The following is a 26422-nucleotide window of genomic DNA, read 5'->3' on the forward strand; positions in this document are numbered from 1 at the left end:
TGCTGGAATGAGCGATTCAACGACGAACACCTCCGACGTCCTTGCCCTCGATTCCCTGCTGACGGCGGAGGAGCTGGCCCTTCGCGAGCAGGTCCGCGACTTCACCGCGCAACGGATCCGCCCCAACATCGCACGCTGGTACGAGGATGCTGTGTTCCCCCGCGGGATCGCCACGGAACTCGGGGAGCTTGGTGTCCTGGGCATGCATCTGGAGGGTTACGGCTGCCCCGGCCGGACCGCCGTCGAATATGGCCTTGCGGCCATGGAGCTGGAGGCGGGCGATTCCGGGATCCGCACGTTCGTTTCGGTGCAGGGGTCACTTGCCATGACGGCCATCCATAAATGGGGCTCGGAGGAGCAGAAAGAGCAGTGGCTGCCTCGAATGGCCGCCGGGGAATTGATCGGCTGTTTCGCCTTGACGGAGCCCACTGCGGGCTCTGATCCGTCGTCCATGACTACTTTTGCCCGGGACACCGGGGACGGCTGGGTCCTCGATGGTGCCAAGCGGTGGATAGGGCTGGCGTCCATAGCCGATGTCATGGTGGTGTGGGCGAACACTGAAGACGGCATCCGCGGGTTCCTGGTTCCCGCCGGAACTCCGGGCGTTACGGCCACAGCCATAGAACCGAAGCTCAGCATGCGGGCCTCCATTCAATGCGATGTAACGTTCGACGGCGTGAGGCTGGGTAAGGAGGCACTCCTTCCGTTGGCTGCGGGGCTGAGGGGGCCGTTCACCTGTTTGAATGAAGCCCGGTACGGCATCGCGTGGGGCGCCATGGGCGCGGCCCGGGATTCTTACGAAGCCGCCTTGGACTACGCCGCCGGGCGCCTGCAGTTCGGCAGGCCCCTGGCCGGCTACCAGTTGACGCAGGAGAAGCTGGTCAACATGCTGCTGGACATCCAGAAGGGCACCATGCTGGCACTCCATCTGGGCAGGTTGAAGGATGCCGGCCGGTTGCGACCCGAACAGATCTCCCTGGGCAAGCTGAACAATGTACGCGAGGCCATCAAGATTGCCCGCGAAGCCCGGAGCATCCTGGGCGGGAACGGAATCACGTTGGACTACTCCCCCATGCGGCACGCCAACAACCTGGAATCCGTGCGGACCTATGAGGGCACGGACGAGGTTCACACCCTGATTCTGGGCCAGCACATCACTGGCCTGGGTGCGTTCCGCGGCTAGCGCATCCAGTTGGGTCAGGGGTCCGGCGTGATCACCAAGTTGAAGAATCCCCTGAGGCCTTTGGCGACATCAACGTCGTCGGGGGCCAGCAGCCATTGCGTCTGCAGCCCGTCCCACAGGGCTACCAACGATGCCGCGGCTTCCCGGGGGTCCACGCCCGGGCGGAGCCTGCCCTCGGTGGCCAACTCCTCGAAACGCGTGGCATAGCTGGAGCGCAACCTTTCAAAACGCGCGGTGAAGTAATCCCTCCCCGGGTGCTGGTCCGTGACGGATTCCGCGCACAGCACCGTGTAGAGCTCGATCACTCCAGGGATGTCCTCGTTGTAGAGGGCTGTGCGGACCACCGAGTCCGCCAGGCCCTCCTCCATGTCGTCAGGAAAAGCGCCGCTGGTGATCTCGTCGCGGCGCTCCAGGACTGCCATGAGGAGATCGCGCTTGGAGGGAAAGTAGTGCAGCAGGCTTGTCTGGCTCATGCCCGCACGGTCCGCCACATCCTGCAGTGATCCACCCCTGTAACCGCGCGCCGCAAAGACTGCGTGGGCGGCGTCCATGATGGTCCGGCGCCGTTCCTCGGATTTTGCGTAGGGGCCACGCCGCGCTGAGCGGCCCACGTCCTTTGTGGTCATGGCTAGACAGTGTACATGCGGGTCGGAGGTGATATCTCAAATTCGAGTAGGCACTCGAATTTTCTGTTACCGTAGTCACACCCCGGTGGAATGGACCCAGAATCCATGCGCGCCGGCATCTGACACGAAGAGGTGAAGGTTCATGACCCCATTCACGCGAAGACAACTCCTGGGCGCAGGACTGGGTACGGCAGCCATGGGGCTGCTGGCCGGTTGCGCGACTCCCGGGATGCAGTCCGTCAACAGCGCCCCCACCATTGCCACCGCCGGCGAGCCCGTGCGGCTGACCTACTGGGCGTGGTTGAAGGATTTCCAGAACGTTGCCGATATCTGGAACGCGCAGAACCCCAACATCCAGGTGGATGTTGTGTGGATTCCCGGCGGTAATGCCGGTGGCTACCAGAAGCTCTACTCGGCTCTTGCCGCTGGTGGCGGCCCCGACCTGGCTCAGGTGGAACTGCGGTCCCTTCCCGAATTCCTACTGGTGAACGGTCTGGTGGACGTGTCCCGCTACGGCGCCAACGAGCACGCCCACTTGTACGACCCCACGCTGTGGAAGCAGGTCAGTTACACCGGCGGCGTCTACGGACTGCCACAGGACTCAGGCCCCATGGCCATGTTCTACCAGCCGGAAATCCTGAAGAAAGTGGGTGGCACCACCCCGCGCACGTGGGATGACTGGGCCGTCCTGGCCAAGGAGCTCCGCTCCGTGGATACCTATCTGGATTGCTTCCCCATCAGCGACGCCTCCCCTTTCGCGTCCTTCGCAGGGCAGGCCGGCGCCACTTGGCTCCGCCCGGAAGAGGACGGCTGGGTCATCAACATGACGGACGACGCCACGCTCAACACCGCGCGCTTCTTCGACAAAGCGATCGACGACGACCTCGTCACCACCGCCTATGGTGCTTTCACGCCGGCTTGGTTTGCTGCAGCGGGCAAGGGCGGCATCGCCTCCACCGTCACCGGCAGTTGGGGTGATGCCCTCATTGAGGGTGTCAGCGGCTCCGAAGGCAAGTGGCGCGTGGCTCCCATGCCCACGTGGGGGAACACCGGATTCGGGTCCAGCTACCTGGGCGGTTCAACGGCCGCAGTGCTCGCCAACAGCAAGCACCCCAAGGAAGCCTTGGAGTTTGCTGTCTGGCTCACCACGTCAAAAGAGGGAATCGACGCCGAGATCAAGAACAGCGGCATCGGTTGGTCACCTAATCCTGAATTCATCGGAACAGACCGGCAACAGCCCTCTGCCTTCTTCGGCGGCCAACGCTACAACGAGGAAGTCTTTGTGAAGGCCACGAAGCAGCAGAACACTGAGTGGTCCTGGTGGCCGGTAACACAGCAGTCCTTCAACATCCTCAGCGACGGTTTCCGCAAGAAGGCTTTTGGGACATCCCTGGTGGACTCGATTGCTGCCTCGGAACAGCAGATCATCACCGTTTTCAAGAACAAGGGCCTCACCATCCGGAAGGAAACGGCATGACCACCACACCAACAGCACCCGCTGGGAAGCGCACGGCCGCGACCTCCCGCAGCAGTAAGCGGACGGGTGCTGCCGCACGCGCTCCGTGGCTCCTGCTGGCCCCGTTCCTGGCTCTCTTTGTCCTCACGTTCCTGCTGCCCATTGTGGTGGCCATTGTTTCCAGTTTCACCAAGGTGACCCGGAGCGGGCTCTTTGGCGAAGCCGGTGTGACCAGTGAGTTTGCAGGTTTCAGCAACTACGCCCAGGCCCTGGCGGATGGCAGTTTTGTGGCCTCCATCGGCCGGATGCTGCTCTTTGGCATCGTCCAGGTCCCGGTGATGATTGTCCTGTGCACGGTGCTGGCGCTGATGCTGGAATCAGCCTCTGCCAAGTGGCCCGGCTTTTTCCGCGCCGCTTACTTCCTGCCCTACGGCGTTCCCGGCGTGATCGCCACCATTCTGTGGTCCTTCCTGTACGTGCCAGGGCTCAGCCCGCTCTTTGACGCAGCCAAGATCGTGGGCCTGACTCCCGATTTCCTGGGCGCCAACAGTGTCCTGTGGTCCATTGCCAACATCGTCACGTGGAGCTACACCGGCTACAACATGTTGATCATCGTGGCGCAGCTCAAAGCCATACCGGTTGAACTCTACGAGGCAGCCAAAGTGGACGGTGCTTCCACATGGCGCGTTGCCCGGAGCATCCAGCTCCCCCTGATCCGCCCGGCGCTGATGCTCACCACGGTGTTCTCCATCATCGGAACGCTGCAACTGTTCGCTGAAGCGCAGGTCCTCAAGACCGTTGCTCCGGCCATCGACAGCCAGTACACACCCAACCTCAGCGCCTACACCACGGCCTTCGCCTACAACGACTACAACGTTGCTGCAGCCCAATCGGTCATCATCGCCGTGGCCGCCTTCGCCCTTTCCTTCGCCTTCCTGGCGCTTACGAACAGGAAGTCATCATGACCACTACAGCCACCAAGCAGCCCACCGCACCGGTGCGCAGCAAGCCGTCCGCAGGTCCGGACCGCTCAGCCGGACGACGCCGGTCCTCCACCATCATCGTCACCGCACTTCTGGTGGTGGTTGCCCTCTACTTCCTGATTCCCGTGTATTGGGTCCTCGTGGCCTCCACCAAGTCCACGTCGGATCTTTTCTCCACGAATGGCTTCTGGTTCGCCCCCACGTTCTCCTTGTGGGAGAACATCAGCCGCGTCCTGAGCTACGACAACGGCATCTTCGGCCGTTGGTTCCTGAACTCCGCGATCTACGCCGGCGTCGGCGCGCTCCTGGCCACATACTTCGCGGCGGCTGGCGGCTATGCCTTGGCAAAGTACCAGTTCAAGGGACGCAACCTGGTGTTCGGCACCATCCTGGGCGGCGTGCTGGTTCCAGGTACCGCCACTGCCCTGCCGCTTTTCCTGCTGTTCAGCCAGATGGGCCTTGCCAACACCTACTGGAGCGTCCTGCTGCCCTCCCTGGTTTCCCCGTTCGGGCTGTTCCTTTGCCGGATCTACGCGCAGGCCACCGTGGATACCTCGCTGATTGAGGCCGCACGGATCGACGGCGCGGGCGAGCTCCGCATCTTCCACACCATTGGGCTCAAAGTACTCACCCCCGCGCTGGTGACCGTGTTCCTGTTCCAACTGGTTGGTATCTGGAACAACTACTTCCTGCCTTTGGTCATGCTGTCCGATTCCGAGCTGTATCCCATCACGCTCGGGTTGAACAACTGGCTCAGCCAGGTTGACCGTTTGCCCGAATTCTATGAATTGACCACTGGCGGTGTGCTGCTGTCCATCATTCCGCTCAGCATCGCCATGGTTGTCCTGCAGCGCTTCTGGCGCGGTGGATTGACTGAAGGAGCCGTTAAGTAATGACCACCAGCTACATCACGGATGCCGGCCCGGGATCAGGCGCAAGACTCCCTGCCCGCTCCTGGCTGCACACAGATGCTCCCACCCTGTCCCTGAATGGGACGTGGCGTTTCCGCCTGCTCCCGGGAGCTCCGGGCACACCCGGAGGCCGGGGTGTCCTCCCCGCGGGCGAGCCCACTGAAGGCGTGGGCACGGAAGATCTGGATGATTCGGGATGGGACCAGATCCCGGTTCCCGCCCACTGGGTCCTGGAAGGCGATGGCCGCTACGGCCGGCCCATCTACACCAACGTCCAGTTTCCCTTCCCCACCGATGCACCCCATGTTCCGGATGAGAACCCCACCGGCGATTACCGCCGAAGCTTCGAGCTGCCTGCTGAATGGAAGGACGCCGAACGCCTGGTCCTGAGGTTCGACGGCGTCGAATCCCGTTACAAGGTCTGGCTCAACGGCAGCGAAATCGGTGTGGGTACCGGCAGCCGGCTGGTCCAGGAATTCGACGTCACCAAGGCAGCACGCCCCGGACAGAACGTTCTGGCTGTGCGGGTCCACCAATGGTCGGCCTCCAGCTACGTGGAGGATCAGGACCAGTGGTGGATGCCGGGCATCTTCCGCGACGTCACGCTGCAGGCCCGCCCTGCCAAGGGCATCGACGACGCCTGGTTGCGGACGTCCTACGCCAACAACTCCGGCGTCATCGATCCCGAAATCACGGCTGACAACGCCGCCTACCCGGTGCGGCTGTCCGTACCCGAGCTGGACGTCGACGTCGTCTGGAACTCTCCTGCCGAGGTAGCCCCGGTGGCGATCGCCGCCGTCGAGCCCTGGTCCGCAGAGGTTCCGCGCCTCTACAACGCCACCGTGTCCAGCGATGGGGAAACCATTTCGCTGCGCCTGGGATTCCGGACCGTGGAGATCAAGGGCGACCGGTTCCTGGTGAACGGCAAGCGCGTGGTGTTCCATGGCGTCAACAGGCATGAGACCCACCCTGACCGCGGCCGCGTGTTTGACGAGGACTTTGCCCGCCAGGACCTTGCGTTGATGAAGAAGTTCAACGTCAACGCCATCCGCACCAGCCACTACCCGCCGCATCCCCGCCTGTTGGACATCGCGGACGAGCTGGGCTTCTGGGTGATCCTCGAATGCGATCTTGAAACCCACGGCTTTGAACGGCACGGCTGGGTGGGTAACCCCAGCGATGATCCCGCGTGGCGTGAAGCGTACCTGGACCGCATGGAACGGACCGTGGAGCGGGACAAGAACCACCCCTCGATCGTCATGTGGTCCCTGGGCAACGAGTCGGGCAGCGGCTCCAACCTGGCTGCGATGTCCGCATGGACGCACGCCCGGGACACTGGCCGCCCCGTCCACTACGAAGGCGACTACACCGGCGCCTATACAGACGTGTATTCCCGGATGTACTCCTCCGTGCCGGAAACCGAAGCGATCGGCCGGGACGACTCCGGCTCGTTGCTTTTGGGGTGCTCCGCATCGGAGTCCGCACGCCAGCGGACCAAACCGTTCATCCTCTGCGAATACGTCCATGCCATGGGCAACGGACCCGGCGCAATCGACCAGTACGAGGACCTGGTGGACCGCTACCCGAGGCTGCACGGCGGCTTTGTGTGGGAGTGGCGGGACCACGGCATCCGCACCACGGACGCCAACGGCAAGGAGTTCTTTGCCTACGGCGGGGACTTCGGCGAAGTGGTCCACGACGGCAACTTCGTGATGGACGGCATGGTCCTTTCCGATTCCACCCCCAGCCCAGGACTCTTCGAGTACAAGCAGATCGTCGCTCCCCTCCGCTTGGGCTTCAGCACGGAAACGCACGACGACGGCACCCGCCGTTCCGTCTCCGTTGCCAACCTGCGGCACACGGCTGATGCGTCCGACGTCGTCCTGCGCTGGCGCACCGAAGTGGACGGCGAGGTAACCGCGTCCGGTGAGCTCGACGTCGACTCTTCCGCAGGTGTACCGCTGGCGGCTGGTGCCTCCACAACGATTGAACTGCCGGACCTTGAAGCGGGGGACGCAGCAGGCGAGCACTGGCTCACTGTGGAAGCGGTCCTGCGCAAGGACACGGCCTGGGCTGAGGCGGGCCATGTCATCTCGTTCGCGCAGCTGGACCTGAACAATGGCCGGCACTCCGTGGTGGCACCCCGCCCGTTGTCCTCCGTGATGCGGGCAGCCGGGCACGTGGAAGGCGACGTGGCATTGGGCCAGGCACGGTTTGAGGAGGGCCGCTTGGTTTCCCTGGCAGGCCTCCCGGTGTCCGGCCCGCGGCTGGAACTGTGGCGCGCACCCACGGACAACGATTGTGGCGCGGGGCGCGGCAGCTACGACCTCGCCGATCCGTGGTTGAACAACGGCGACGGCGTTGCTGCACCTTCCCTGGAAAAGGTGTGGCGCGATGCCGGGTTGAACAGGTTGACGGCCCGGGTGGAGAAGGTCTCGGCCAGCGGATCGGGCGTCTCCGTCCGTACACGCTACGCTGCGGCCGACGTCGCCCACTGGGTCACTGTGGAGGAGGACTGGCAACTGCTGGATGGCGAGCTCTTCCTGCGCGTGGACATTGTGCCCAGCGCCGGATGGGACATCATCTGGCCCCGCGTAGGTGTCCGCTTTGACCTGCCGGCATCTGTGGACGGTGCTTCCTGGTTTGGAGCAGGTCCGCGTGAGTCCTACCCGGACAGCATGCATGCCACCCAGGTGGGACGCTTCTCAGCGGGAATCGACGATCTCGCCGTGACGTACGCGAAGCCGCAGGAAACCGGGCACCGCAGCAACGTCCGCTCGCTGGAACTGGGCAACTCCGGGAATCCTTGGCTGGAGATCACGGCCATCCCGGACTCCCGGGACAGGCTGCCGGGGTTCACCCTCACGCGGCACAGTGCACAGGAGGTCTCAGGAGCGGCGCATCCGCATGAGTTGCCAACAAGCCGCGGCAGCTATTTGTACCTGGACGCCGCCCAGCATGGTTTGGGGTCCAGGGCCTGCGGGCCGGACGTCTGGCCGCAGTACGCCTTGCGTCCCGACGCCCGGACCATGACGTTCCGGTTCACTGAAGCGGACTAAAACCTTCGTTGTGGGGCCCACTCTGCATGCTTTGTTGCGCAAATGGCATGCAGAGCAGGCCCCGCAACGTACTGGACCACAACGTCAGGTGACCGCCACGGGTTCCTTCTTGGCTGAGTCCTTGCGGATGGTGGCGCTGATGACGGCGGCCACCGTGCACATGGCGGCGGCCCCAAGCCAGGCGTAGTTGTAGTGGCCCGTCGAATCGCGGATGAAACCTGCAGCGAGTGCTGCCGCGGCAGCACCCAGTTGGTGGGCGGCAAACACCCACCCGAACACCACGGAGCCGTCGGCGCCGAACACCGAACGGCAAATCGCGGCTGTGGGCGGGACGGTGGCAACCCAGTCCAGCCCGTACACCACCACAAAAATGATCATGCTGGGTTGCACCGATGAATCCAGCAGCATCGGCAATACCAATAGCCCGATCCCGCGGAATTGGTAGTAGACGGCCAGCAGCACCTTGGGATTGAAGCGGTCAGTCAACCAGCCCGAGGCGATGGTTCCCACGATGTCGAAAATTCCGACGACGGCCAGCAGGCCTGCCGCTGTGGTTTCGGGCATGCCGTGATCGTGTGCTGAGGGTATGAAGTGGGTCCCGATCAAGCCGTTGGTTGTGGCCCCGCAAATCGCGAAACCGGCCGCCAAGGCCCAAAAAGTGCGGACCCTGCTGGCGCGTTTGAGCACCTGCAACGCCCGGACTGCGGCATTGCTGGAATCGTTCGTTACGGGAACCGCCACCGGAGGCGCAGAGGCCGTAACGGCAGCAGGAGTTCCAGCCGTGGGCGTCCCGGCGTCGGCGACTTCCGCACCATAAGGCAAGGCCCCGACGTCGGCGGGCGAGTTCCGCAGCCACCTCAGTACCAGCGGTACAACGGCCAACGCACCGGCCGCGATCAGCAGTGAAGCCCCACGCCATCCGGGGTCCTGTGCCAGCGCGGCGATGAACGGGAGGAACACCAACTGCCCGGCGGCGCTGCCCGCTGTCAGGATGCCGATCACCAGGCCGCGACTCTTGGCGAACCACGTGTTGGCGATCGTGGCGGCGAAAACCAGGGCCATGGAGCCGGTACCCAGACCGATCAGCACACCCCAGGTCAACAGGATCTGCCACGACTGGTTGACCAACACCGTGAGGGCCGAGCCCAGGCCAATCAGGCACAACGCCAGCGAGGTAACCGTCCGGATGCCGAAGCGTTCCATCAGGGCCGCAGCAAAGGGGGCGGTCAGGCCGAACAGCACCAGGTTGATGCTGACGGCCAAGGACAACACCGTGGTGGACCAGCCGAATTCCTGCTGCAGCGGAACCATGAGGACACCCGGCGCGGCACGGAAGCCCGCCGCGCCCACCAAGGCCAGGAATGCTACGGCAGCCACGATCCACGCGGGATGGAGGCGGCGCTTGGACCCCGCTGGACGCCTGGATCCCGCTGGACGGGGACCAGGAGGCGGGCCATCACTGGCAGCAGGCGCCCCGGTGACGTCGGGAGCACTCATGCGGAGATTTCCGCTTCACTGCCGCTGCCAACGGGAGCTACAGCCAGGCGAACCGGCTGCCCACTGCGTTTGCCGCTATGCCAACTGGTATTCGCGGCATTCAGCGCCGCACCGCAGTGCCTGCAGGTATCGGCAGAGGACGTTGTCCGGCCACATCCAGTGTGGATCACGCGCATATGCGAAGCGTCGTCGGGAGCCTCAGCATGCTTCTCTGCCCAGATGATGATGGCGTTGAGAACAGGCAACGTGTCCTCCCCCTTGGGAGTGAGGACGTATTCCTGGCGCGTCCGTGAGCCGTCCACGTAGGAACGCCGGGCAACCAACCCCGCGTCAACCAGCCATCCCAAGCGCTTGCTGAGGACGTTGTCTGCCACCTCAAGGCGCTGCTTGATGGCATCGAAGCGACCATTGCCGAAGAAGAGTTCCCGCAGCACCAAGGTGCCCCAGGGGTCACCCAGGACGTCCAGGCCGCGGGCGAGGCTGCAGGAACGGGCAGACCAGTCAGATCGAAGAGGCATGGAGTGAAACTAGCTGACTTTTTTCAAAAAAGCCAGACCCTGGGGCTGCCCCTTTAGCCGATTTTGGCGAACGCCTGCTCCAGGTCGGCGATCAGGTCTTCGGCGTCCTCAATGCCGCAGGAGAGCCGGAGGAGGTTCACCGGCACGGCCAGTTCGGTGCCTTTGACCGAGGCATGGGTCATTTCCGACGGGTAGTTCATCAGCGATTCAATGCCACCCAGGGATTCGGCCAGCGTGAACACGGATGTGGACTCCGCCACTGTGCGGGCTGCTGCCTCGCCACCCTTGAACTGGACGGACACCATGCCGCCGAATTTCTTCATCTGCTTGGCAGCAAGTCCGTGCCCGGGGTGGTCCGGAAGTCCCGGGTAGAGGACTGCTTCCACCTCGGGACGCTGCAGCAGCCACTCTGCAACGGCCTGTCCGTTCTCGCTGTGGCGGTCCATGCGGACGCCAAGGGTCTTGAGGCCACGAGTGGTCAGGAAAGCATCCATGGGACCGGAAACGGCACCCACGGCGAACTGGATAAAGCCGATCTTTTCGGCGAGCTCTGCATCCTTTACCACGATCGCACCGCCCACCACGTCCGAGTGTCCGCCAATGTACTTCGTCGTGGAGTGGACCACGACGTCGGCACCCAGGGCCAGCGGTGTCTGCAAGTAGGGCGACGCGAAAGTGTTGTCCACCACCAGGAGGGCACCGGCGTCGTGCGCAACGGCGGCGAGCGCCTCGATGTCGGTGATTTTCATCATTGGGTTGGACGGTGTCTCCACCCACACCAGGCGGGTCTTGTTCGCGGCAACGGCGGCGGCAACTGCGTCCAAGTCGGCCATGTCCACAGGGGTGTTGCCGATGCCCCAGTCACCCAGCACGCGGTCGATCAAACGGTACGTTCCACCGTAGGCGTCGTTGCCCAGCACAATGTGGTCTCCCGGCCGGGTAACGGCACGGATCAGTGAGTCTTCAGCGGCCAATCCCGAGCCGAAGGAGAATGCTGCGGTGCCACCTTCCAGGGCTGCCAGCTGCTCCTGCAGGGCATCGCGCGTGGGGTTTCCGCCGCGCCCGTACTCGTAGCCGGACCGGAGCCCACCAATGCCGTCCTGCGCGTAGGTGGTGCTGAAGTGAAGCGGCGGGACAACAGCTCCGGTCCGCGGCTCGAAAGCTTGGCCGGCGTGGACTGCACGGGTGTTGAACCCGGCGTTGTTGTTGGCAGGCATGGAAGCTCCTTTGTGTAGGTTGGTCTGCGGATTTGGAGGCTCAGTTGCTCAGGTAGGCCAGGAGGTCGTGTCGGGTCAGGATTCCCACGGGGGCTCCGGCGAAGGTCACCATCAGGGTATCGACGTCGGACAGCAGCTCCCGGGCGTCGGAGAGGGTCTCCAGGGAGCCGATCACGGGCAGGCGTTCGCCCATGTGTTCGGAGATCTTGTCCGCCAGCGTGGCTTCGCCGCGGAACAGTTTGGTGGTGAGGCTGCGCTCGTCCACTGCGCCCAGGACCTCGCCCATCACCACCGGGGGTTCCTGCGAGAGTACAGGGATGTGGGAGACCCCGAACTCGTTCATGATGTTGATGACATCGCGCACGGTTTCATTCGGGTGGATGTGGACCAGGTCCGGCATTTCACCCGTCTTGGATTTGAGGACTTCACCCACGGACGCCTCTTCGCCGCCTGACAGGAAGCCATAGGAACGCATCCACTGATCGTTGAAGATCTTCCCCAGGTAGCCGCGGCCCGAGTCCGGCAGGACCACCACCATCACTGCGGACTCGTCCAGGTCCTTGGCCGCCTGCAGGGCTGCCACAACGGCCATACCGGAGGAACCGCCCACCAAGAGGCCTTCCTCGCGGGCAAGCCGTCGGGTCATGGAGAAGGAATCGGCGTCCGTGACAGCAATGACGTCGTCCGGCACGGAGGCGTCGTAGTTGCCTGGCCACATGTCCTCGCCAACGCCCTCAACAAAGTAGGGACGTCCGGTTCCGCCGGAGTAGACAGAGCCTTTCGGATCTGCGCCGATGATCCTGACCCGGCCGCCGTCGGCCTCCGCCCGGTTGGCGGACACGTCGCGGAGGAAGCGGCCCGTGCCGGTGATGGTTCCGCCGGTGCCGGCGCCTATCACCACGTGGGTGACTTTCCCGTCGGTGTCGTTCCAGATTTCCGGACCGGTGGACTCGTAGTGGCTGGCGGGCGCCGCCGGGTTGGAGAACTGGTCAGGTTTGAACGCTCCGGGAATCTCCTTGACCAGGCGGTCGGACACTCCGTAGTAGCTTTGCGGGCTGTCAGGGGGCACTGCGGTGGGGGTCACCACTACCTCGGCGCCGTAGGCCTTCAGTACTGACCGCTTGTCCTCGCCCACTTTGTCAGGGACAACGAAGACGCACTTGTAGCCCTTCTGCTGGGCGACCAATGCCAGGCCCACACCGGTGTTGCCGGACGTTGGCTCGACGATGGTTCCGCCGGGCAGCAGCCGGCCGTCTTTTTCCGCGTCTTCGATCATCTTCACGGCGATCCGGTCCTTGATGGAACCGCCGGGATTGATGTATTCAAGCTTCACCAGAAGGGTGGCTTTGATGCCTTCGGTGACGTGGTTGAGCTTGACGAGTGGTGTGTTGCCGATCAGGTCCAACACAGACTGGGCGTACTTCATGGAGACAACGCTACCGCTTGCGGACCAACACCTGTTGTGAACCTCCCCTGGTTCAGCTTCCAGCGTTGGCATCCGCCAGCCACAGGCCCGGCACATTACCTTCGGTGTCCACGGTGCAGCCCGTCCCGCCCGCGTGACACGATTGGTTCCAGTCCTGCCCGGCGTCAGCTAACAGAGCTCCGCACAGCAGAATGTCAGCCGGCCGTGGGACCATGAAGACATGACTGTTGCAGATGCCCCGCCCTTGGTTGCGGCCGCGGCAGACGCATCCATCCGGTGGTATCCGGGGGCACCTTTCCGGCTGGACCAGACCATGTTTCCGCTGATGCGTGGGAGCTCCGACCCTGCGTTTGCTGCCCACCCCACCGGCTACTGGATGGCTTTCACGACGGCTGCCGGCCCCGCCACACTGCGGCTGGCGGGTGCCGGCCACGGTGCCGATTCATTTGTGGACGCCCAAGCCTGGGGACCGGGAGCGGAAGAAGCCGCAGCAGGGGTACCCCGCTTGTTGGGCGCTGAGGACGATTGGTCCGCCTTTGACGAGCCCGCCTTCCACGCCACGCTCCCCCGGATGGTGACAGAAGCACGACGCCGGAACCTGGCTGTGCGCTTGCCGTCCACCGGACGGATGGTGGACGCCCTGGTGCCCGCCATTTTGGAGCAAAAGGTCACCTCGCTGGAGGCCCGCCGTGGCTACCGGTATTTGATGTACCGCTACGGAACACCGGCGCCCGGCAAAGCACCCACCGGGCTGCTGGTAGCACCCGCTGCCCGGCAGTGGTTGTCCGTCCCGTCCTGGGAATGGCACAAGGCCGGGGTGGGACCACAGCGTTCGGCAACGGTGATGCGGGCGCTGCAGTCCGCCGTCGCCCTTGAACGCCTGGCACCCCTGGACTCCGTGGAGGCCGGCAGGAAACTGCAGACCATCTCCGGCATCGGCATCTGGACCGCGGCGGAAGTGGTTCAGCGGACGCATGGATGCCCCGATTCAATCTCCGTGGGCGACTACCACCTGGCCGCTTACGTGGGGTACGCCCTCACAGGCAGGAAAACGGACGACGCCGGCATGATTGAACTCCTGAAACCCTGGGAAGGCCACCGGCAACGGCTGGTCCGCATGCTCTACCTCAGTGGCTTCCGCAAACCCACCTTCGGCCCCAGGATGACCGTGCAGGACCACCGAGGCCACTGAAAGCAACGCGGGGTCACTTAAGGCCCATGTTGGCGCCATTTATGGGCCGTAAGTGACCCCGCGTTGCCTAAGGCGCACGCAACTTGGCCCTCTTGATTCTTGAGATGACCCCGGTGAAGCCCTCCGCAAGATCGTCTGCATTTACTTTGAAGTACGACCACCCCGCGCTCAAGAACGCTTCGTCACGCCGAATGTCCCGGGAATGCTGCATCCGCGTCAGGTGATGTGCCCCGTCATACTGGATGGCGATGCGGAACAGGCGATAGCCAAGGTCGGCGGCAGGGGACCAGTCATCGTTTGGATCAAGGCGCAGTTGGAGTTCGGGCTCGGGTAATCCTGCGTCCCGCATGGCCAGCCTCAAGAAGGTCTCGGGATACGAGTCAGCACCTACCTGCATTTCTTCAAGTGCCAGCCTTGCCTTCTCGACCCCCTGAAGATTGGGGTGTTGGCGTATCAGCAATCGCAGTCCGGAAACGTGGGCGTAGGGTTCCGTACGGAACTCCAATAACGGGCGTGGCTGCCTGATCAACTGGTCGCCCATCGCAATCACATACTTGAGGGGAAGAACGTTGGCCAGGTCCAGCCACGTCCGGGGACGCACGGATACGGGAATGCCCTCCAAATCCATGACTTCCCCCGGATGAACACGGACGCGGTGTCCGGTTACTCCGGAACGGCGCACCCGGGGAAGGGTGTGCGGTTTGCTGAGGTGTATCGAATTCCCGCCACCCATCCACGGAGGAAGCCCCAAACCCGTAAGGATTGCCGCTGTTTCGTGGGAAATCCACGCTCCCGGTGTTGCCTCCGTGAGCACCCGTGCGCGTTCAACCACATCGAGGGACCTTCCGGTTGGCACGTGAATCAACCGACCGCCGTCGGACAGGTCTTTCGCCCTCAGTCTCTTGGCCGGAATGCCAAGCTCGCGCGATTCATAGGTGGTGAAGGCCCGGTGCCGGAGTTCCTCGGGCAGCGGATTGATACGGACCATGCTTACAGTCTGTCGGCCAGGCGCGGCCCCCAAGGCGTTATCCACAGGTTGAGTTCCCAGAGAGGCAACGCGGGGTCACTTACGGCCCATAAACGCCCCTGACATGGGCCTTAAGTGACCCCGCGTTGCCCTTGGAGGTGGAGCCGGGATACTGCTTCCTGGCGCATGTCCACTTTCCGAACCTTCCCGGAGACCGTCATGGGGAAGCTCTCCCGCACATCCACGTAGCGCGGGATCTTGTAGTGTGCCAGCTTTCCCCTGCAATATTCGGCGAGGTCGGCTGCGGTCAAGGGGCCGGCGCCTGGTTTGAGGATGATGCAGGCCATGAGTTCTTCCCCGTATTTCCCGTCCGGGACGCCAACGACCTGTACGTCCAGGATGGACGGGTGCAGGTACAGGAATTCCTCGATCTCCCGGGGATAGATGTTCTCGCCTCCGCGGATCACCATGTCCTTGATCCGGCCCTCGATCACCACGTACCCGTCAACGTCCATGCGGGCCAGATCCCCGGTGTGCATCCACCCCTCGGCATCAACTGCCTCGGCGGTCTTGTCCGGCTGACCCCAGTATCCCTGCATCACCGCGTATCCCCGGGTACACAATTCACCGATCACCCCGCGTTCCACCTCCTGGCCGGTTCCGGGATCAACCACCCTGCTCTCCAAGTGCGGCATGGTCCGGCCCACCGTGCTGGTGCGCTGTTCCAACGTGTCCCCCGGGCGCGTCATGGTGGACACGGGCGAAGTTTCCGTCATGCCGTAGCAGATGGCCACGTCCACCATGTGCATTTCCTCGATCACCCGCCGCATGACCTCCATGGGACACAGGGATCCCGCCATCACGCCGGTCCTCAGCGTGGAGAGGTCGTAGGAAGCAAAATCGGGCAAAGCGAGTTCCGCGATGAACATGGTGGGAACTCCGTAAAGCGAGGTCCCGCCGAAATCCTGCACTGCTTCCAACGCTGCCGCCGGGCTGAATCCGCGGCTGGGGATGATGGTGGCCGCCCCGAAACTCAGGGCATTAAGGTTCCCGATCACCATTCCGAAGCAGTGATAGAACGGCACGGGAATCACCACACGGTCCTTTTCCGTGTAGTTCAGCAAGCGGCCAATTGAGTGTCCGTTGTTGAGGATGTTGTGGTGCGTCAACGTGGCTCCCTTGGGGAACCCCGTGGTGCCGGAGGTGTACTGGAGGTTGATCGGATCATGGGGATCCAAGCCGGCCATGCGTTCACGCAGCTCTGCCGGTCCCACGGCATCTGCGCGCCGGAGGAGCTCGGCGTAGGTCAGTTCATGCCCGGCCACAGGATCTCCCGCGGTGAGGCCAAGCGCCGGTTCGCCGGGCAGGAACACCAACTCCCGGAGGTCCGGGCAGGAATCCATGGCATCCCTGGCCATGCCCACGTAGTCACTGTTTTTGTCCGACGGAGCCGCCACCAGCAGGCGCATTCCGTTTTGCTTCACCACGAAGTCGAGCTCGTGGCTCCGGTAGGCCGGGTTGACGTTGACCAGCACCGCTCCGATCTTGGCCGTGGCGTATTGGAGGATGGTCCACTCGGCGCAGTTGGGACTCCAGATGCCAACGCGCTCTCCTTTGGCCACACCGAGGGCCAGCAGCGCGCGGGCCAGGCGGTCGACGTCGTCGTTCAGCTTCGCGTAACTCCAGCGGCGGGCATCCCCGCCCGGAACCGCGGCCGCTTCGATCAGCGCATCCCGCAGCGGAAACTGCGCGGCAATGCGTTCGAAATGGGTGCCGATGGTCTCTTCGAGCAGCGGGACATCAGTGTCTCCGGCAGTGTAGGACAACATGACGGAACGCTACCAAGACGGGGCGCGCAACAGAACCGTAACCGCCTCCGGCGCCACCGTGTCCTGCAGATAAGGTGGGACCATGAGTGAACCCATTGATCTTCAGGCCACGTTCATCCCCAACGACGGCGAGTTCTTCCGCGTCAAGCTCGCCTTGGACATTGCGATAGATGAGGTAGTCAACGAGCCCGGCTGCATCCGTTACGAATTGACGGAGGCCACCGAGGAAAAGTTGGTCCTGACCGAGCGTTGGGAATCCGAGGAACTCCTCGCCAAGCACTCCAAGGGCACCGCCGTCCAGGACCTCAACGAGTCCCTCAGCGCGCTGCTCGCAGAGCCGGTGAAGCTGGAGCGTCTCTAGTCCCTATGCGCTGAATTCGCGTTAACGCATCGAGGTCGCCGGAATTTTCCGGCGACCTCGCTGCGTTTCCGGCGACCCCGCTGTTTTTCGGCGAAGTGGCCGGGATTAGTTTTCCTGGGCCTCGGCGCGGGATTTGGCCACGTGCGCGTGGACTTCCTCCATGTCCAGGCCCTTGACTGCTTCGATGACCTGCTCCAGCTGCTGGCCGTTCAGGGCTCCCGGCTGCGAAAAGACCAGGACCTTTTCGCGGAATGCCATCAGGGTGGGGATGGAACTGATTCCTGCTTCGGCGGCCAATTGCTGCTCAGCCTCGGTGTCAACCTTGGCGAACACGACGTCGGTGTGTTTGTCCGACGCGGCTCCGTATGTGGGGGCGAACTGGCGGCACGGACCGCACCACGCTGCCCAGAAATCCACCAGGACAATGTCGTTGTCCTCGATGGTCGATGCGAACTGTTCTCCAGTGATGTCGACTGTAGCCATGGTTCAACGGTACGCGAGTCAGCACGCCAAGTCCCGCGGAAAGGGGCACTGTTCGCTTCCCGCGTCACCGGGAATAAACGGCTAGCGGCCCAGGACGAACCTGATGGCAGACCCGTACAGCGGCCCCACCTTGTTGTGCCCGTTCTGGTTCATGTGGGCATTATCCAGGTAATCCCCGGTGGCCCCTGCAATGCTCGCCGTGCCGGCCATGGAGATCCGCGGCCAGCCCCTGAGGGCAGCTTCCCGGGTCACCAATCCGTCCACCCAACGCCGCTGCGCGTGCAGGGAATCGTACCTGGAGAGAACCCCGTTGACCAGGATGGTGCTGTGCGGGTATTTGCGGCGGAGCTCGTCCCACAGCTTGTTTGCCTGGGAGAGGATCGCGGCATCCGTGGCCATGATCCTGGCATCGTTGCCACCTAGGTTCACCACCACCAGCCCCGGGTTGCCTTGCGGGAGCAGGAGCCGGTCCTGCAGCACGGCGTCGGTGGCCGAGTTGCCCCCGACGGCGGGACTTCCGGAAACGTAGCCGATCCCGCCGATGCTTCTGACTACTTGCTTGGGATATCCGGCGGCGCGGGCGCCTTGCTCCACCCAGGAGTCCATGTCCAGCTGCGAGTCGCCCAGGATCACCGCGGTGGACGCATCCACGGCTTCGGCTGAATACAGCTCACCCGTGGTGTCATTCCAAATGGTTTCCAGCTTTTGGAAAGCCACGTGTGATCCGCGTGCGTCAGCCCAGCTGTCACGGACCGGCCAGCCGAACTCTCCCGGGTTGATAGACCACACCTTGTACGTGGGGTGCCCCACGATCCTGGCTCCGGTGGCCGGGCCCCACACCAACCAACCATTGCTGAATTGCTGGACCAGGCCGCCGGCGCGGGGAAGCTTGTCCGTCAGGGGCAGTCCCAGCTGTCCGGCGGCTCCGCCCAAGGAAACATACCGGTTGTGGACATCGCCGTGGGTGGTGGAATGGGCTCCCGTGGCGGCAGACCAATACACCGTTCCGCCTTGGAACAGCTGGTAGACGAAGGTGTTCTGGCGAACTTCCTCACCCACGGGGTACCCCAAGGCGCCGTTTTGGGCGCCGGTGGAGGACCAGTAGGCCCGGATGGCTCCGCCAATGGCCCGGGCACCCGTAGCCGGGGACCACGTGATGATTCCACGCTGGAACTGCTGGGATGCTCCCCCGCTGGCCAGGCCCGTTGCCTCATCGGTCAGGGGGTAGCCCAGCTCGCCTCTCTCCAGGCCGGATTGGCGCCACCGCTGGCGGATTGCCCCGGACGAGGGATGTGCACCCGTCACGGGTGACCACACCACAAAGCCGCGTTCGAACGCCTGGTACACGCCGCCGTCGGGCAGTCCGCCTTTTTCACCCGTGGTGGGGTAACCCAGGTAGCCGCCCTCGAACCCGGTACGCCCCCAGGCGCTGTGGATGGAACCGCCCGTCCGCTGGGCTTTGGTTGCCGGTGAGTAGGAAATGGCGCCGCGTTCGAAGAGTTGTTTTGAACCGCCGTCGCGCAAGCCGGTCTCAGTGTGGGACGTAGGGTAGCCGTGCTGACCTGCCGGGCCTTCCGCATCCCACCAAGCGGTGCGGACGGGGCCGTTGGCGACAACCTTGGCTCCGGTGCGGGCAGACCACGCAATATCCCCACCAGCAAAGCGCTGGATGCACCCACGGGCGCTGCCGGTGCCGGTACATTCCTCGCCGCTGGTGGGCCGGACAAGCACGCTGCGGGCCCACGCACTGGTGGAATACAGCTGGCCGATTGCTCCGGTAACCGGCGGCGCCGCATTTTCCGTCCGGATGGCCGGAGAAGCCTCAGCCCTGGAAACCTGCCCTGCATACGCGGGAACCAGCAGCAGCACGGCAACCATTCCCACCATCCAACGCCTCAACGGCCCTGCACTACCCACTTCTTGACCCCTCAACTACGGGTTGTCCCAGCTGCTCCCCCAAGGACAACAGTGAGGCCAGTTCCTACGACGCCGGCATCCTGTTTCACGGCGTCTCCGCCTATGGTGTCACATCCGTCCGACAAAGCTCTTGAAAGCCTTTGAACAAGTGTTTAGTGTATGGAACATGCGTTCAATCGCAGAAGATTTGACCACCCGCGCACGGATCCGCGACGCCGCAATCGGCCTCTTTGGCCGGGAGGGGTTTGCCCGTGCCACCATCCGCGCCGTGGCCGCTTCCGCGGGAGTCAGTCCAGGGCTGGTCATTCATCATTTCGGCAGCAAATCCGGCCTCAGGACAGCCTGCGACCAGCACGTGCTGGCCCGGACCGCGGAGCAGGGAATGGAAAAAACGGACCCCCGTTCCGCTGGCCAGCTGATCCAGGACTACCTCGCCAATCCAGATCACTACGCTGACGAGATCGCCTATATCCGGCGGGCCTTGGGGGACGAATCCGACGCCGGAGATGCCTTCTTCGACGGCGTGGTTTCCCAAACCGAAAAGATCATCACCGCCGGCATCGCCACCGGCACCATCCGGAAGTTCAGCGACGTCCGGTCCACCGCCGTCGTTGTCGCCTCCAACAGCCTCTCCATGCTCATGCTGGGCCGGCATATTTCCCGGGCACTGGACGTCGAAGCGCCAGAGCCCCACGGGATAGGTCCCGATCTTTTGCGGGAGCTCACCCTGCCCGCGCTGGAACTGTACACGCGCGGTTACTACACGGACTCGCGGTTCCTTGATGCCGCCCGCGAGGCCCTCAACACCGCTGAACAAGGAAGGGAGCATGCCCCGTGACCCAGGCAATCGTCGTCGAGGGTTTACGTAAGAAGTTCGGGCACCGGGAAGTCCTGCACGGAGTCGATTTCGCGGTGGAGCGCGGATCTGTCTTCGGCGTCATTGGCCCCAATGGCGCCGGCAAGACCACCACCATGCGCTGCCTGCTGGACATCATCCGGCCCAGCGCCGGTTCCATCTCAGTGCTCGGCCAGGACCCACGGGAGGCGGGTACCGGGCTGCGCCGCAGGATCGGCTACCTGCCGGGAGAACTGCAGCTGGAAAACAGGACCACGGGCCGGCGGGTGCTGGAGCATTTTGCCCGGATCAGCGGGCCTGTAGCGGCGGGGTACGTGGACGAGTTGGCCGAGCGGCTGCACCTGGACCTGGACCGCCAAACCCGCAAGCTCTCCAAGGGCAACAAGCAAAAGTTGGGACTCCTGCAGGCGTTCATGCACCGGCCCGAGTTGCTGGTGCTCGATGAGCCCACCAGCGGCCTGGACCCTTTGGTCCAGCAAGAGTTCCACGCCATGGTCCGTGAAGCCGTGGACGGTGGAGCCACGGTCTTCCTGAGCTCGCACGTCCTCAGTGAGGTCCAGCAGGCCGCGGACACGGTAGCGATCCTTCGGGACGGTGCCATTGTCACTGTCGCTACCGTGGAAGGCCTGCGGGCGGCGGCCGTCCGCCAGTTGCGGTTCATCAGTACCGGAACGGCAGCCCACGACGTCGGTGCGCTGCTGGACCGGGTGCCGGGCGTCACCAACTCCGCGGTGCGGGTTCTGGCCGACAACCAACTGACCGCCCCTTCCGTGGAAGCCACAGCCACGGTGGCTGGCCACGTTCAACCGCTGGTGCAGGCGCTGGCACGCCTGGAACTGACGGACCTTGTCCTTGAAGAACCGGACCTGGAAGAGGCGGTCCTGACGCTGTACAAGGGCAGCGGTTCCCGGAAAGAAGCACACCATGTCTAGCGTCCTGCCCCTCGCCACCAAAGCCTTGACGGATTCCTGGCGCTCCACCCTGGCCTGGGCCGTGGGGCTGACCGCGGCCTGCATGTTGTACCTGCCGCTGTACCCGTCCATTGGCGGCAGTTCCCAGATGCAGGAGCTGATCAACGCCCTGCCGCCACAGATGACCAAGGCCTTGAATTACGACCAAATTGCGTCAGGGCCCGGCTACACCCAGGCGACCTTGTTCGGCCTGATCGGCTTCCTGTTGATGTCCATGGCTTCCGTTGGTTGGGGCGCCGCGGCGGTGGGCGGCGATGAGGAATCCGGATTGCTGGAACTGACGCTGGCGCACAGCGTCACCCGGGTGCAGGTGGTGTTGGAACGCGCCCTGGCCATGGTGGTCCGGGTGGGCGCCCTGTCCGTCTTGGTCTTCCTGTTGGTGCTGGGACTGAACGGACCCGCCCAGCTGAATGTCGACGTCGGGCATCTGGCCGGAGCGGTGTTGCTGTTCGCCGGACTGGCTTTGCTCAGCGGGACTGCTGCGCTCTTCGCCGGTGCACTGACGGGACGGAAGGTGTACGGAGTGGCTGCGGGCGCGGCGGTGGCCGTGCTGGGCTACGTGTTCAATGCCGTGGGCCGCCAGAGTTCCACCGTTGGCTGGTTGTTGGACCTCTCGCCCTATCACTGGGCTTATGGCAACTCCCCCGTGGCCAACGGCGCGGATTGGGGAGCTGTGGGTGGCTTGCTGGGCATTTCAGCAGCCCTGATCCTGCTGGCGGCCCTGGCTCTCCAGCGCAGGGACGTGGGCGTTTAGCTCCAAGAGTGCGGTTAACTCCAACTATGGGGCGCTGGGCGGCGCGCTCCAGGAAGGGCGTTGTTCTCCCGCCACTCATGGATCCATTCCGGCAATTCCATCTCTGCCGGGGGCGCACCGAACTCCGCGATGATTTCCTCCTGCGTCACGGGCCTGCCCTTGGTGACCAGCCGGGTGGCGATGTGCGCGCGGGCGTAGATCTCGCCGTCCACCACCATGCGCTGCTCAAAGTAGATGGCCTTGGTGTCCAGGCCGATGATGCGCGTCTCAATGCTGTACTGCTGCCACAGCTTCAAGGACTTGCGGAAGGCGATGGTCTCCCCGGCGGCAACCGGGGTCCACCCCTTCTTGCGCATCCGCGCCCAGGTCCCGCTGCGAACCATGAGGTCGAAACGGCCCAGATCCATCAGGGAGAAGTACATTCCGTTGTTGACGTGCATGGCAATGTCGATGTCCGTGGGCAGTACCCGCAGCGGCAGCGACGACTCTTCCCAAATGCCCAAGGGCGAGCGCTTGGACGAGGTGAACAACAGCACGAGGGTGCGCAGAAGCAGATGCATATCTTGATGTTACCCGTGGGTAACTTTTGGGGAAACGCCGGGTCCGGATGATGGACTCCCCAACGCCCGCTGCGCTCTATGTCCAACGATTGCACCAACGTTTACCCATGGTTCATCCAAGGCATGCACAATGTCTGAAACCCGTATCAATGAATGGACACAAGGGAGACCCCTTTGAGCATGCTGCAAACCACCAGGCCCCACGGCGATGTTTGGCCCCACCTCTCCCGGCATCAGGACGTTATCCTTCAGGACGCCCGGGGCAACCGGATCGAGGGAACCATCGACGGCATGACCGATGACCGGAGTACCCTGTGGATCCAGCTCAAGGGCGGCCTGGGCCGTCAACTGATCCACCACCTCGATGGCTACTGGCTGGAGACACCCGGAGCATAGTGCCCCGAAGCCTGAGTCAGCGGGCCTTCCGGTGGTTAGTATTCCCCTATGACTCAAGCGCGATACCGGGACCTGGTGGAGTGGCCCCTTATGGCCACAGCACTGGTCTTCCTGGCAGCCTACGCCTGGCAGGTCATCGGCAGGGTTGACGGCGCAGCCGGTGTTCCCTTCGAGGTAATCCTGTGGATCACCTGGGGGATCTTCGCCCTGGACTACTTCATCAACCTCTGGCTGGCCGAGGACAGAACGCGCTGGTTCCTGTGGAATCTGCACGAACTCCTGATTGTGGTGCTGCCCTTCTTCCGGCCCCTGCGCCTCCTGCGCCTGGTCACACTGCTGTCCGTCCTGCAACGCACCGTTGGCGAAACACTGCGCGGCAGGGTGGCCACGTATGTTGCCGGCGCTGCAGCAATGCTCATCCTGGTAGGTGCGCTCGCGGTCCTGGACGTTGAACAAACCGACCCCGAGGCCAAAATCAAAACCTTTGGCGACGCCGCGTGGTGGGCCGTCACCACCATCACCACCGTGGGATACGGCGATCTTTACCCGGTGACTCCCATCGGCAGGATTGTGGCAGCTGCCCTCATGATGAGCGGGATTGCCGTCCTGGGTATCGTCACCGCCTCCATCGCATCATGGCTTGTGCAACGGATCGAGGAGAACGCCGAGGGCGCGGCTGCTGCTGCGGGAGCCGCCGCGGGAGAAAAGGTCGCCGCTGCCGAGGAACCCGTCCGGGCGGAGATGGCAGACCTGGTGACCGAAATTGCGGCGCTCAGGCTGGAAATTGCTGAGCTGCGTGAAAACACCAAGCTCCAGCGGGAGCACGGGGCTTAGGACCTTCACGCCCGCCACCACCCACTTTGGCCCGCACATCCGACGACACGCCGGACCCAGGGGCTCCTGCGCGGGGACATGTCTCCAAAGTTGGTGGTGACGGCGATTCAGCTCAAAGACGAGGGCATAAAAAAAATCCCCGGAACCATTGGTTCCGGGGATTTCCTTTGGGTGGCAGATGAGGGATTCGAACCCCCGTAGGCGTTGCCAGCTGATTTACAGTCAGCCCCCTTTGGCCGCTCGGGTAATCTGCCGAACTTCAAAAGAAGATCACTTCCGGAGACCGTTTCTTTTAGATCCGGCAACCGAAGGCAGAGACAACTGTACAGAACTTTCTGCGAAGAATCTAATCGGACTCCGGCCCGGGATTTTGCCCGGGGGCTCAGGCCTCGCCGAGGATCCGGCCAGCCAATTTCGCCTCGAACTTCTCAGCCTGCTCCGGGGTGATCTGGTTCAGCTGAACCGCCCGCTGCAGGTCAGCGTGGACCCCGTCCATTCGGGCGGCAGCATCGGGAACAGGGCTCAACACCACGGACGCAGCAACAGCCGCGGCGGCCACGGCACTGGCGGCGGCGATTGCGGCCGAACCAATGGACCCCCGCGCCGCAGACGCTGATTTGCTGACGTAGTGGACGGCCTTGCTGCTCATGCTTTTCCTCCGGCGTTGTGCTTCCTACAACTGGTACAACTCTCAACCCGGCCCCTCGGTTCCAGCCCTGCATGTGCTGTGAGCGAACTGTGAAACACATCCACCCTCCCAAGGGGCGCCTTCCGTACTAGGCTGGATGCCAGACCAATCCGCCCTCACAGGGCCCCCAACCTAAGGAGAGTCATGGCAGGCGAATCCACATTCGACGTCGTCAGCAAGGTAGACAAGCAAGAGGTCGCCAACGCGCTCAACCAGTCCCAGAAGGAGATCGCGCAGCGGTACGACTTCAAGGGTGTTGGCGCTGAGATCGACTTCAGCGGCGAGAAGATCCTCATGAAGGCCAACTCCGAGGACCGCGTCCTGGCCGTCCTGGACGTTTTCCAGTCCAAGCTCATCAAGCGCGGCATCTCCTTGAAGTCCCTGGACCAGGGAGAGCCTTTCCCCTCCGGCAAGGAATTCCGCCTTGAGTGCACCATCAAGGAGGGCATTGCCCAGGACATCGCCAAGAAGATCAACAAGATCATCCGTGACGAAGCGCCCAAGTCCGTCAAGTCCCAGATCCAGGGCGATGAGCTCCGCGTGACCTCCAAATCCCGTGACGATCTTCAGGAAACCATGAACATCCTCAAGAAGTTCGAGGAAACCGATCTTCAGTTCGTGAACTTCCGCAGCTAGTTCACGTCCGCAGGACCTCCGGGGGCCGCCGGGATCAGCAATGATCCCGGCGGCCCCCGTTGTGTTTCGCGGCAATCCCACACCGGTTGGTCCATCGACCGCCGTAATGGAAAAATGCATTAGGGCATAAATAGTTTGCGTAATCGCCGGGAGACAGTATTCTTCTTCCTTAGGCGGGCCTAAGTATGGTCCCCCTTAGTGAAAGAACTCCCATGACCGCCAACTTCCTGATCGGCCTGCGCGAAGGCCTTGAGGCATCACTCATCGTGGTCCTCCTGATGGCCTACCTCGTCAAGTCGGACAGGCGGCATCTGATTCCCCGTCTTTGGGCCGGCGTCGGACTCGCAATCGCCATTTCCCTCGCCTTCGGCGCACTGCTGACCTTCGGTCCCCGCGGCCTGACGTTCGAAGCCCAGGAAGCCATTGGCGGCGGCCTGTCGATCGTCGCGGTGGGCCTGGTCACCTGGATGGTTTTCTGGATGGCCCGCACCGCGCGCAGCCTGGGCAGCGAGCTCCGGTCCCATGTGGATAAAGCGGCCGACGGCGCCGCCTGGGGCCTTGTGCTGGTGGCGGCACTGGCAGTGGGCCGGGAAGGGCTGGAAACGGCGCTCTTCATCTGGGCAGCAGCACAGGCTACCGGCGAAACGACGTTCCCGCTGCTCGGCGCACTGCTGGGCCTCCTGGCGGCCGCCGGCCTGGGTTACCTCCTGCACCGTGGTGTCCTGAAAGTGAACCTCGGCCGCTTCTTTACCTGGACGGGAGTCGGCCTGATCGTGATTGCGGGCGGCGTCCTGGCCTACGGCGTCCACGATCTGCAGGAAGCCGGCATTCTCCCTGGCCTCCACAACCTGGCCTTTGACGTATCAGCCGCCATCCCGCCGTCGTCCTGGTACGGCACCCTGCTCAAGGGCACCCTGAACTTCTCCCCCGCAACAACCTGGCTGGAAGCCGGCGCCTGGCTGCTCTACGTGATCCCGGTGATGTTCCTGTACATCCGGGCAAACCGTAAGCCAACAAGCACATCTTCCATCAAGGCTCCCGCTTCCGTGGTCACGGCACACCCCTGATCCTGCGCCCGTCGCCACTCTCCCCCTCAACAAAG

25 protein-coding genes and 1 tRNA gene are annotated in these 26422 nt (G+C 63.5%); 14 read left to right on the forward strand and 12 right to left on the reverse strand.

The window, feature by feature from the left end:
• Nucleotides 1-7 precede the first annotated feature (7 nt).
• Nucleotides 8-1183 carry an acyl-CoA dehydrogenase family protein gene (locus JOE60_RS13420; protein ID WP_167263650.1) on the forward strand — a complete coding sequence of 392 codons (1176 nt, stop codon included), beginning with the start codon at nucleotides 8-10 and terminating at the stop codon, nucleotides 1181-1183.
• Nucleotides 1184-1197: 14 nt separating this feature from the next.
• On the opposite strand, the gene JOE60_RS13425 is transcribed toward JOE60_RS13420, so the two are convergent.
• Nucleotides 1198-1809 carry a TetR/AcrR family transcriptional regulator gene (locus tag JOE60_RS13425; RefSeq protein ID WP_167263652.1) on the reverse strand — a complete coding sequence of 204 codons (612 nt, stop codon included), beginning with the start codon at nucleotides 1807-1809 and terminating at the stop codon, nucleotides 1198-1200.
• Nucleotides 1810-1951: 142 nt separating this feature from the next.
• Between JOE60_RS13425 and JOE60_RS13430 the strand changes: the two genes are divergently transcribed.
• The 4 genes from JOE60_RS13430 to JOE60_RS13445 are packed head-to-tail and all read left to right on the forward strand — an operon-like array spanning nucleotide 1952 to nucleotide 8218.
• Nucleotides 1952-3286 carry an ABC transporter substrate-binding protein gene (locus JOE60_RS13430; protein ID WP_167263654.1) on the forward strand — a complete coding sequence of 445 codons (1335 nt, stop codon included), beginning with the start codon at nucleotides 1952-1954 and terminating at the stop codon, nucleotides 3284-3286.
• The gene (locus JOE60_RS13435) at nucleotides 3283-4230 is read left to right on the forward strand and encodes a carbohydrate ABC transporter permease (protein ID WP_167263656.1); all 948 of its coding nucleotides are present in this window, start codon (nucleotides 3283-3285) and stop codon (nucleotides 4228-4230) included. Before JOE60_RS13430 ends, JOE60_RS13435 begins: the two co-directional genes overlap by 4 nt.
• The gene (locus tag JOE60_RS13440) at nucleotides 4227-5141 is read left to right on the forward strand and encodes a carbohydrate ABC transporter permease (protein WP_167263658.1); all 915 of its coding nucleotides are present in this window, start codon (nucleotides 4227-4229) and stop codon (nucleotides 5139-5141) included. Before JOE60_RS13435 ends, JOE60_RS13440 begins: the two co-directional genes overlap by 4 nt.
• Nucleotides 5141-8218 carry a glycoside hydrolase family 2 TIM barrel-domain containing protein gene (locus JOE60_RS13445; RefSeq protein WP_204814930.1) on the forward strand — a complete coding sequence of 1026 codons (3078 nt, stop codon included), beginning with the start codon at nucleotides 5141-5143 and terminating at the stop codon, nucleotides 8216-8218. The genes JOE60_RS13440 and JOE60_RS13445 overlap by 1 nt, the downstream gene beginning before the upstream one ends.
• Nucleotides 8219-8302: 84 nt before the next feature.
• On the opposite strand, the gene JOE60_RS13450 is transcribed toward JOE60_RS13445, so the two are convergent.
• From JOE60_RS13450 to JOE60_RS13465, 4 genes are read right to left on the reverse strand one after another with little or no spacing between them, the layout of a single operon-like run.
• Nucleotides 8303-9715 carry an MFS transporter gene (locus JOE60_RS13450; protein ID WP_167263660.1) on the reverse strand — a complete coding sequence of 471 codons (1413 nt, stop codon included), beginning with the start codon at nucleotides 9713-9715 and terminating at the stop codon, nucleotides 8303-8305.
• Nucleotides 9712-10233 (reverse strand): winged helix-turn-helix transcriptional regulator, encoded by a 522-nt coding sequence (locus tag JOE60_RS13455; RefSeq protein WP_167263662.1) that lies wholly within the window; start codon nucleotides 10231-10233, stop codon nucleotides 9712-9714. Before JOE60_RS13455 ends, JOE60_RS13450 begins: the two co-directional genes overlap by 4 nt.
• Nucleotides 10234-10286: 53 nt before the next feature.
• Nucleotides 10287-11450: a cystathionine gamma-synthase gene (locus JOE60_RS13460; RefSeq protein WP_167263665.1), complete on the reverse strand. Its 1164-nt coding sequence runs from the start codon at nucleotides 11448-11450 to the stop codon at nucleotides 10287-10289.
• A gap of 40 nt (nucleotides 11451-11490) precedes the next feature.
• Entirely contained in the window at nucleotides 11491-12876 is a 1386-nt protein-coding gene (locus JOE60_RS13465; protein ID WP_167263667.1) for a cystathionine beta-synthase, read from the reverse strand.
• Between the two features lie 220 nt (nucleotides 12877-13096).
• On the opposite strand from JOE60_RS13465, the gene JOE60_RS13470 reads away from it, so the two are divergent.
• The gene (locus JOE60_RS13470; RefSeq protein WP_167263669.1) at nucleotides 13097-14068 is read left to right on the forward strand and encodes a DNA-3-methyladenine glycosylase family protein; all 972 of its coding nucleotides are present in this window, start codon (nucleotides 13097-13099) and stop codon (nucleotides 14066-14068) included.
• Nucleotides 14069-14135: 67 nt separating this feature from the next.
• On the opposite strand, the gene JOE60_RS13475 is transcribed toward JOE60_RS13470, so the two are convergent.
• Entirely contained in the window at nucleotides 14136-15056 is a 921-nt protein-coding gene (locus JOE60_RS13475) for a hypothetical protein (protein ID WP_167263671.1), read from the reverse strand.
• 110 nt (nucleotides 15057-15166) lie between these two features.
• A complete protein-coding gene (locus JOE60_RS13480; protein ID WP_167263673.1) occupies nucleotides 15167-16864 on the reverse strand; it encodes an AMP-binding protein in 1698 nt (565 codons plus the stop codon).
• Between the two features lie 82 nt (nucleotides 16865-16946).
• On the opposite strand from JOE60_RS13480, the gene JOE60_RS13485 reads away from it, so the two are divergent.
• The gene (locus JOE60_RS13485) at nucleotides 16947-17225 is read left to right on the forward strand and encodes a putative quinol monooxygenase (RefSeq protein ID WP_167263675.1); all 279 of its coding nucleotides are present in this window, start codon (nucleotides 16947-16949) and stop codon (nucleotides 17223-17225) included.
• Nucleotides 17226-17330: 105 nt separating this feature from the next.
• Here JOE60_RS13485 and trxA read toward each other — a convergent pair whose 3' ends face one another.
• Together trxA and JOE60_RS13495 are read right to left on the reverse strand one after the other, a co-directional pair.
• A complete protein-coding gene (trxA, locus tag JOE60_RS13490; RefSeq protein ID WP_167263677.1) occupies nucleotides 17331-17708 on the reverse strand; it encodes a thioredoxin in 378 nt (125 codons plus the stop codon).
• Between the two features lie 81 nt (nucleotides 17709-17789).
• A complete protein-coding gene (locus JOE60_RS13495) occupies nucleotides 17790-19595 on the reverse strand; it encodes an SGNH/GDSL hydrolase family protein (RefSeq protein WP_167263679.1) in 1806 nt (601 codons plus the stop codon).
• A gap of 196 nt (nucleotides 19596-19791) precedes the next feature.
• Here JOE60_RS13495 and JOE60_RS13500 point away from each other — a divergent pair, with 196 nt between their 5' ends.
• Genes JOE60_RS13500 through JOE60_RS13510 form a run of 3 tightly spaced genes read left to right on the forward strand, consistent with a single transcriptional unit; the run spans nucleotide 19792 to nucleotide 22206 of the window.
• Nucleotides 19792-20463: a TetR/AcrR family transcriptional regulator gene (locus JOE60_RS13500; RefSeq protein WP_167263681.1), complete on the forward strand. Its 672-nt coding sequence runs from the start codon at nucleotides 19792-19794 to the stop codon at nucleotides 20461-20463.
• Nucleotides 20460-21413 (forward strand): ATP-binding cassette domain-containing protein, encoded by a 954-nt coding sequence (locus JOE60_RS13505; protein ID WP_167263683.1) that lies wholly within the window; start codon nucleotides 20460-20462, stop codon nucleotides 21411-21413. The genes JOE60_RS13500 and JOE60_RS13505 overlap by 4 nt, the downstream gene beginning before the upstream one ends.
• Nucleotides 21406-22206, forward strand: a complete 801-nt coding sequence (locus JOE60_RS13510) for an ABC transporter permease subunit (protein ID WP_167263685.1) — start codon at nucleotides 21406-21408, stop codon at nucleotides 22204-22206. The genes JOE60_RS13505 and JOE60_RS13510 overlap by 8 nt, the downstream gene beginning before the upstream one ends.
• A 14-nt stretch (nucleotides 22207-22220) precedes the next feature.
• Here the strand turns inward: JOE60_RS13510 and JOE60_RS13515 are convergent, their stop codons facing one another.
• The gene (locus JOE60_RS13515; RefSeq protein ID WP_167263687.1) at nucleotides 22221-22766 is read right to left on the reverse strand and encodes an acyl-CoA thioesterase; all 546 of its coding nucleotides are present in this window, start codon (nucleotides 22764-22766) and stop codon (nucleotides 22221-22223) included.
• A gap of 180 nt (nucleotides 22767-22946) precedes the next feature.
• On the opposite strand from JOE60_RS13515, the gene JOE60_RS13520 reads away from it, so the two are divergent.
• Both JOE60_RS13520 and JOE60_RS13525 read left to right on the forward strand, forming a co-directional pair.
• A complete protein-coding gene (locus tag JOE60_RS13520) occupies nucleotides 22947-23162 on the forward strand; it encodes a hypothetical protein (protein WP_239529087.1) in 216 nt (71 codons plus the stop codon).
• A 48-nt stretch (nucleotides 23163-23210) separates the two neighbouring features.
• The gene (locus tag JOE60_RS13525) at nucleotides 23211-23996 is read left to right on the forward strand and encodes a potassium channel family protein (RefSeq protein ID WP_167263691.1); all 786 of its coding nucleotides are present in this window, start codon (nucleotides 23211-23213) and stop codon (nucleotides 23994-23996) included.
• Between the two features lie 172 nt (nucleotides 23997-24168).
• Here the strand turns inward: JOE60_RS13525 and JOE60_RS13530 are convergent.
• Nucleotides 24169-24250, reverse strand: a tRNA-Tyr gene (locus JOE60_RS13530).
• Nucleotides 24251-24378: 128 nt separating this feature from the next.
• Nucleotides 24379-24645 (reverse strand): hypothetical protein, encoded by a 267-nt coding sequence (locus JOE60_RS13535; protein ID WP_167263693.1) that lies wholly within the window; start codon nucleotides 24643-24645, stop codon nucleotides 24379-24381.
• A gap of 183 nt (nucleotides 24646-24828) precedes the next feature.
• On the opposite strand from JOE60_RS13535, the gene JOE60_RS13540 reads away from it, so the two are divergent.
• Both JOE60_RS13540 and efeU read left to right on the forward strand, forming a co-directional pair.
• The gene (locus JOE60_RS13540) at nucleotides 24829-25320 is read left to right on the forward strand and encodes a YajQ family cyclic di-GMP-binding protein (protein WP_167263695.1); all 492 of its coding nucleotides are present in this window, start codon (nucleotides 24829-24831) and stop codon (nucleotides 25318-25320) included.
• Between the two features lie 212 nt (nucleotides 25321-25532).
• A complete protein-coding gene (gene efeU, locus JOE60_RS13545) occupies nucleotides 25533-26387 on the forward strand; it encodes an iron uptake transporter permease EfeU (protein WP_167263697.1) in 855 nt (284 codons plus the stop codon).
• Nucleotides 26388-26422: the final 35 nt, after the last annotated feature.

It is taken from the genome of Paenarthrobacter ilicis (genome assembly GCF_016907545.1).
Lineage (GTDB): Bacteria > Actinomycetota > Actinomycetes > Actinomycetales > Micrococcaceae > Arthrobacter > Arthrobacter ilicis.

Excerpts from the sequence above, each read along its gene's own strand:
- JOE60_RS13420 (WP_167263650.1), top strand. The coding sequence starts at position 8 with ATGAGCGATTCAACGACGAACACCTCCGACGTCCTTGCCCTCGATTCC.
- JOE60_RS13425 (WP_167263652.1), bottom strand. The coding sequence starts at position 1,809 with ATGACCACAAAGGACGTGGGCCGCTCAGCGCGGCGTGGCCCCTACGCA.
- JOE60_RS13430 (WP_167263654.1), top strand. The coding sequence starts at position 1,952 with ATGACCCCATTCACGCGAAGACAACTCCTGGGCGCAGGACTGGGTACG.
- JOE60_RS13435 (WP_167263656.1), top strand. The coding sequence starts at position 3,283 with ATGACCACCACACCAACAGCACCCGCTGGGAAGCGCACGGCCGCGACC.
- JOE60_RS13440 (WP_167263658.1), top strand. The coding sequence starts at position 4,227 with ATGACCACTACAGCCACCAAGCAGCCCACCGCACCGGTGCGCAGCAAG.
- JOE60_RS13445 (WP_204814930.1), top strand. The coding sequence starts at position 5,141 with ATGACCACCAGCTACATCACGGATGCCGGCCCGGGATCAGGCGCAAGA.
- JOE60_RS13450 (WP_167263660.1), bottom strand. The coding sequence starts at position 9,715 with ATGAGTGCTCCCGACGTCACCGGGGCGCCTGCTGCCAGTGATGGCCCG.
- JOE60_RS13455 (WP_167263662.1), bottom strand. The coding sequence starts at position 10,233 with ATGCCTCTTCGATCTGACTGGTCTGCCCGTTCCTGCAGCCTCGCCCGC.
- JOE60_RS13460 (WP_167263665.1), bottom strand. The coding sequence starts at position 11,450 with ATGCCTGCCAACAACAACGCCGGGTTCAACACCCGTGCAGTCCACGCC.
- JOE60_RS13465 (WP_167263667.1), bottom strand. The coding sequence starts at position 12,876 with ATGAAGTACGCCCAGTCTGTGTTGGACCTGATCGGCAACACACCACTC.
- JOE60_RS13470 (WP_167263669.1), top strand. The coding sequence starts at position 13,097 with ATGACTGTTGCAGATGCCCCGCCCTTGGTTGCGGCCGCGGCAGACGCA.
- JOE60_RS13475 (WP_167263671.1), bottom strand. The coding sequence starts at position 15,056 with ATGGTCCGTATCAATCCGCTGCCCGAGGAACTCCGGCACCGGGCCTTC.
- JOE60_RS13480 (WP_167263673.1), bottom strand. The coding sequence starts at position 16,864 with ATGTTGTCCTACACTGCCGGAGACACTGATGTCCCGCTGCTCGAAGAG.
- JOE60_RS13485 (WP_167263675.1), top strand. The coding sequence starts at position 16,947 with ATGAGTGAACCCATTGATCTTCAGGCCACGTTCATCCCCAACGACGGC.
- trxA (WP_167263677.1), bottom strand. The coding sequence starts at position 17,708 with ATGGCTACAGTCGACATCACTGGAGAACAGTTCGCATCGACCATCGAG.
- JOE60_RS13495 (WP_167263679.1), bottom strand. The coding sequence starts at position 19,595 with ATGGTGGGAATGGTTGCCGTGCTGCTGCTGGTTCCCGCGTATGCAGGG.
- JOE60_RS13500 (WP_167263681.1), top strand. The coding sequence starts at position 19,792 with ATGCGTTCAATCGCAGAAGATTTGACCACCCGCGCACGGATCCGCGAC.
- JOE60_RS13510 (WP_167263685.1), top strand. The coding sequence starts at position 21,406 with ATGTCTAGCGTCCTGCCCCTCGCCACCAAAGCCTTGACGGATTCCTGG.
- JOE60_RS13515 (WP_167263687.1), bottom strand. The coding sequence starts at position 22,766 with ATGCATCTGCTTCTGCGCACCCTCGTGCTGTTGTTCACCTCGTCCAAG.
- JOE60_RS13520 (WP_239529087.1), top strand. The coding sequence starts at position 22,947 with ATGCTGCAAACCACCAGGCCCCACGGCGATGTTTGGCCCCACCTCTCC.
- JOE60_RS13525 (WP_167263691.1), top strand. The coding sequence starts at position 23,211 with ATGACTCAAGCGCGATACCGGGACCTGGTGGAGTGGCCCCTTATGGCC.
- JOE60_RS13535 (WP_167263693.1), bottom strand. The coding sequence starts at position 24,645 with ATGAGCAGCAAGGCCGTCCACTACGTCAGCAAATCAGCGTCTGCGGCG.
- JOE60_RS13540 (WP_167263695.1), top strand. The coding sequence starts at position 24,829 with ATGGCAGGCGAATCCACATTCGACGTCGTCAGCAAGGTAGACAAGCAA.
- efeU (WP_167263697.1), top strand. The coding sequence starts at position 25,533 with ATGACCGCCAACTTCCTGATCGGCCTGCGCGAAGGCCTTGAGGCATCA.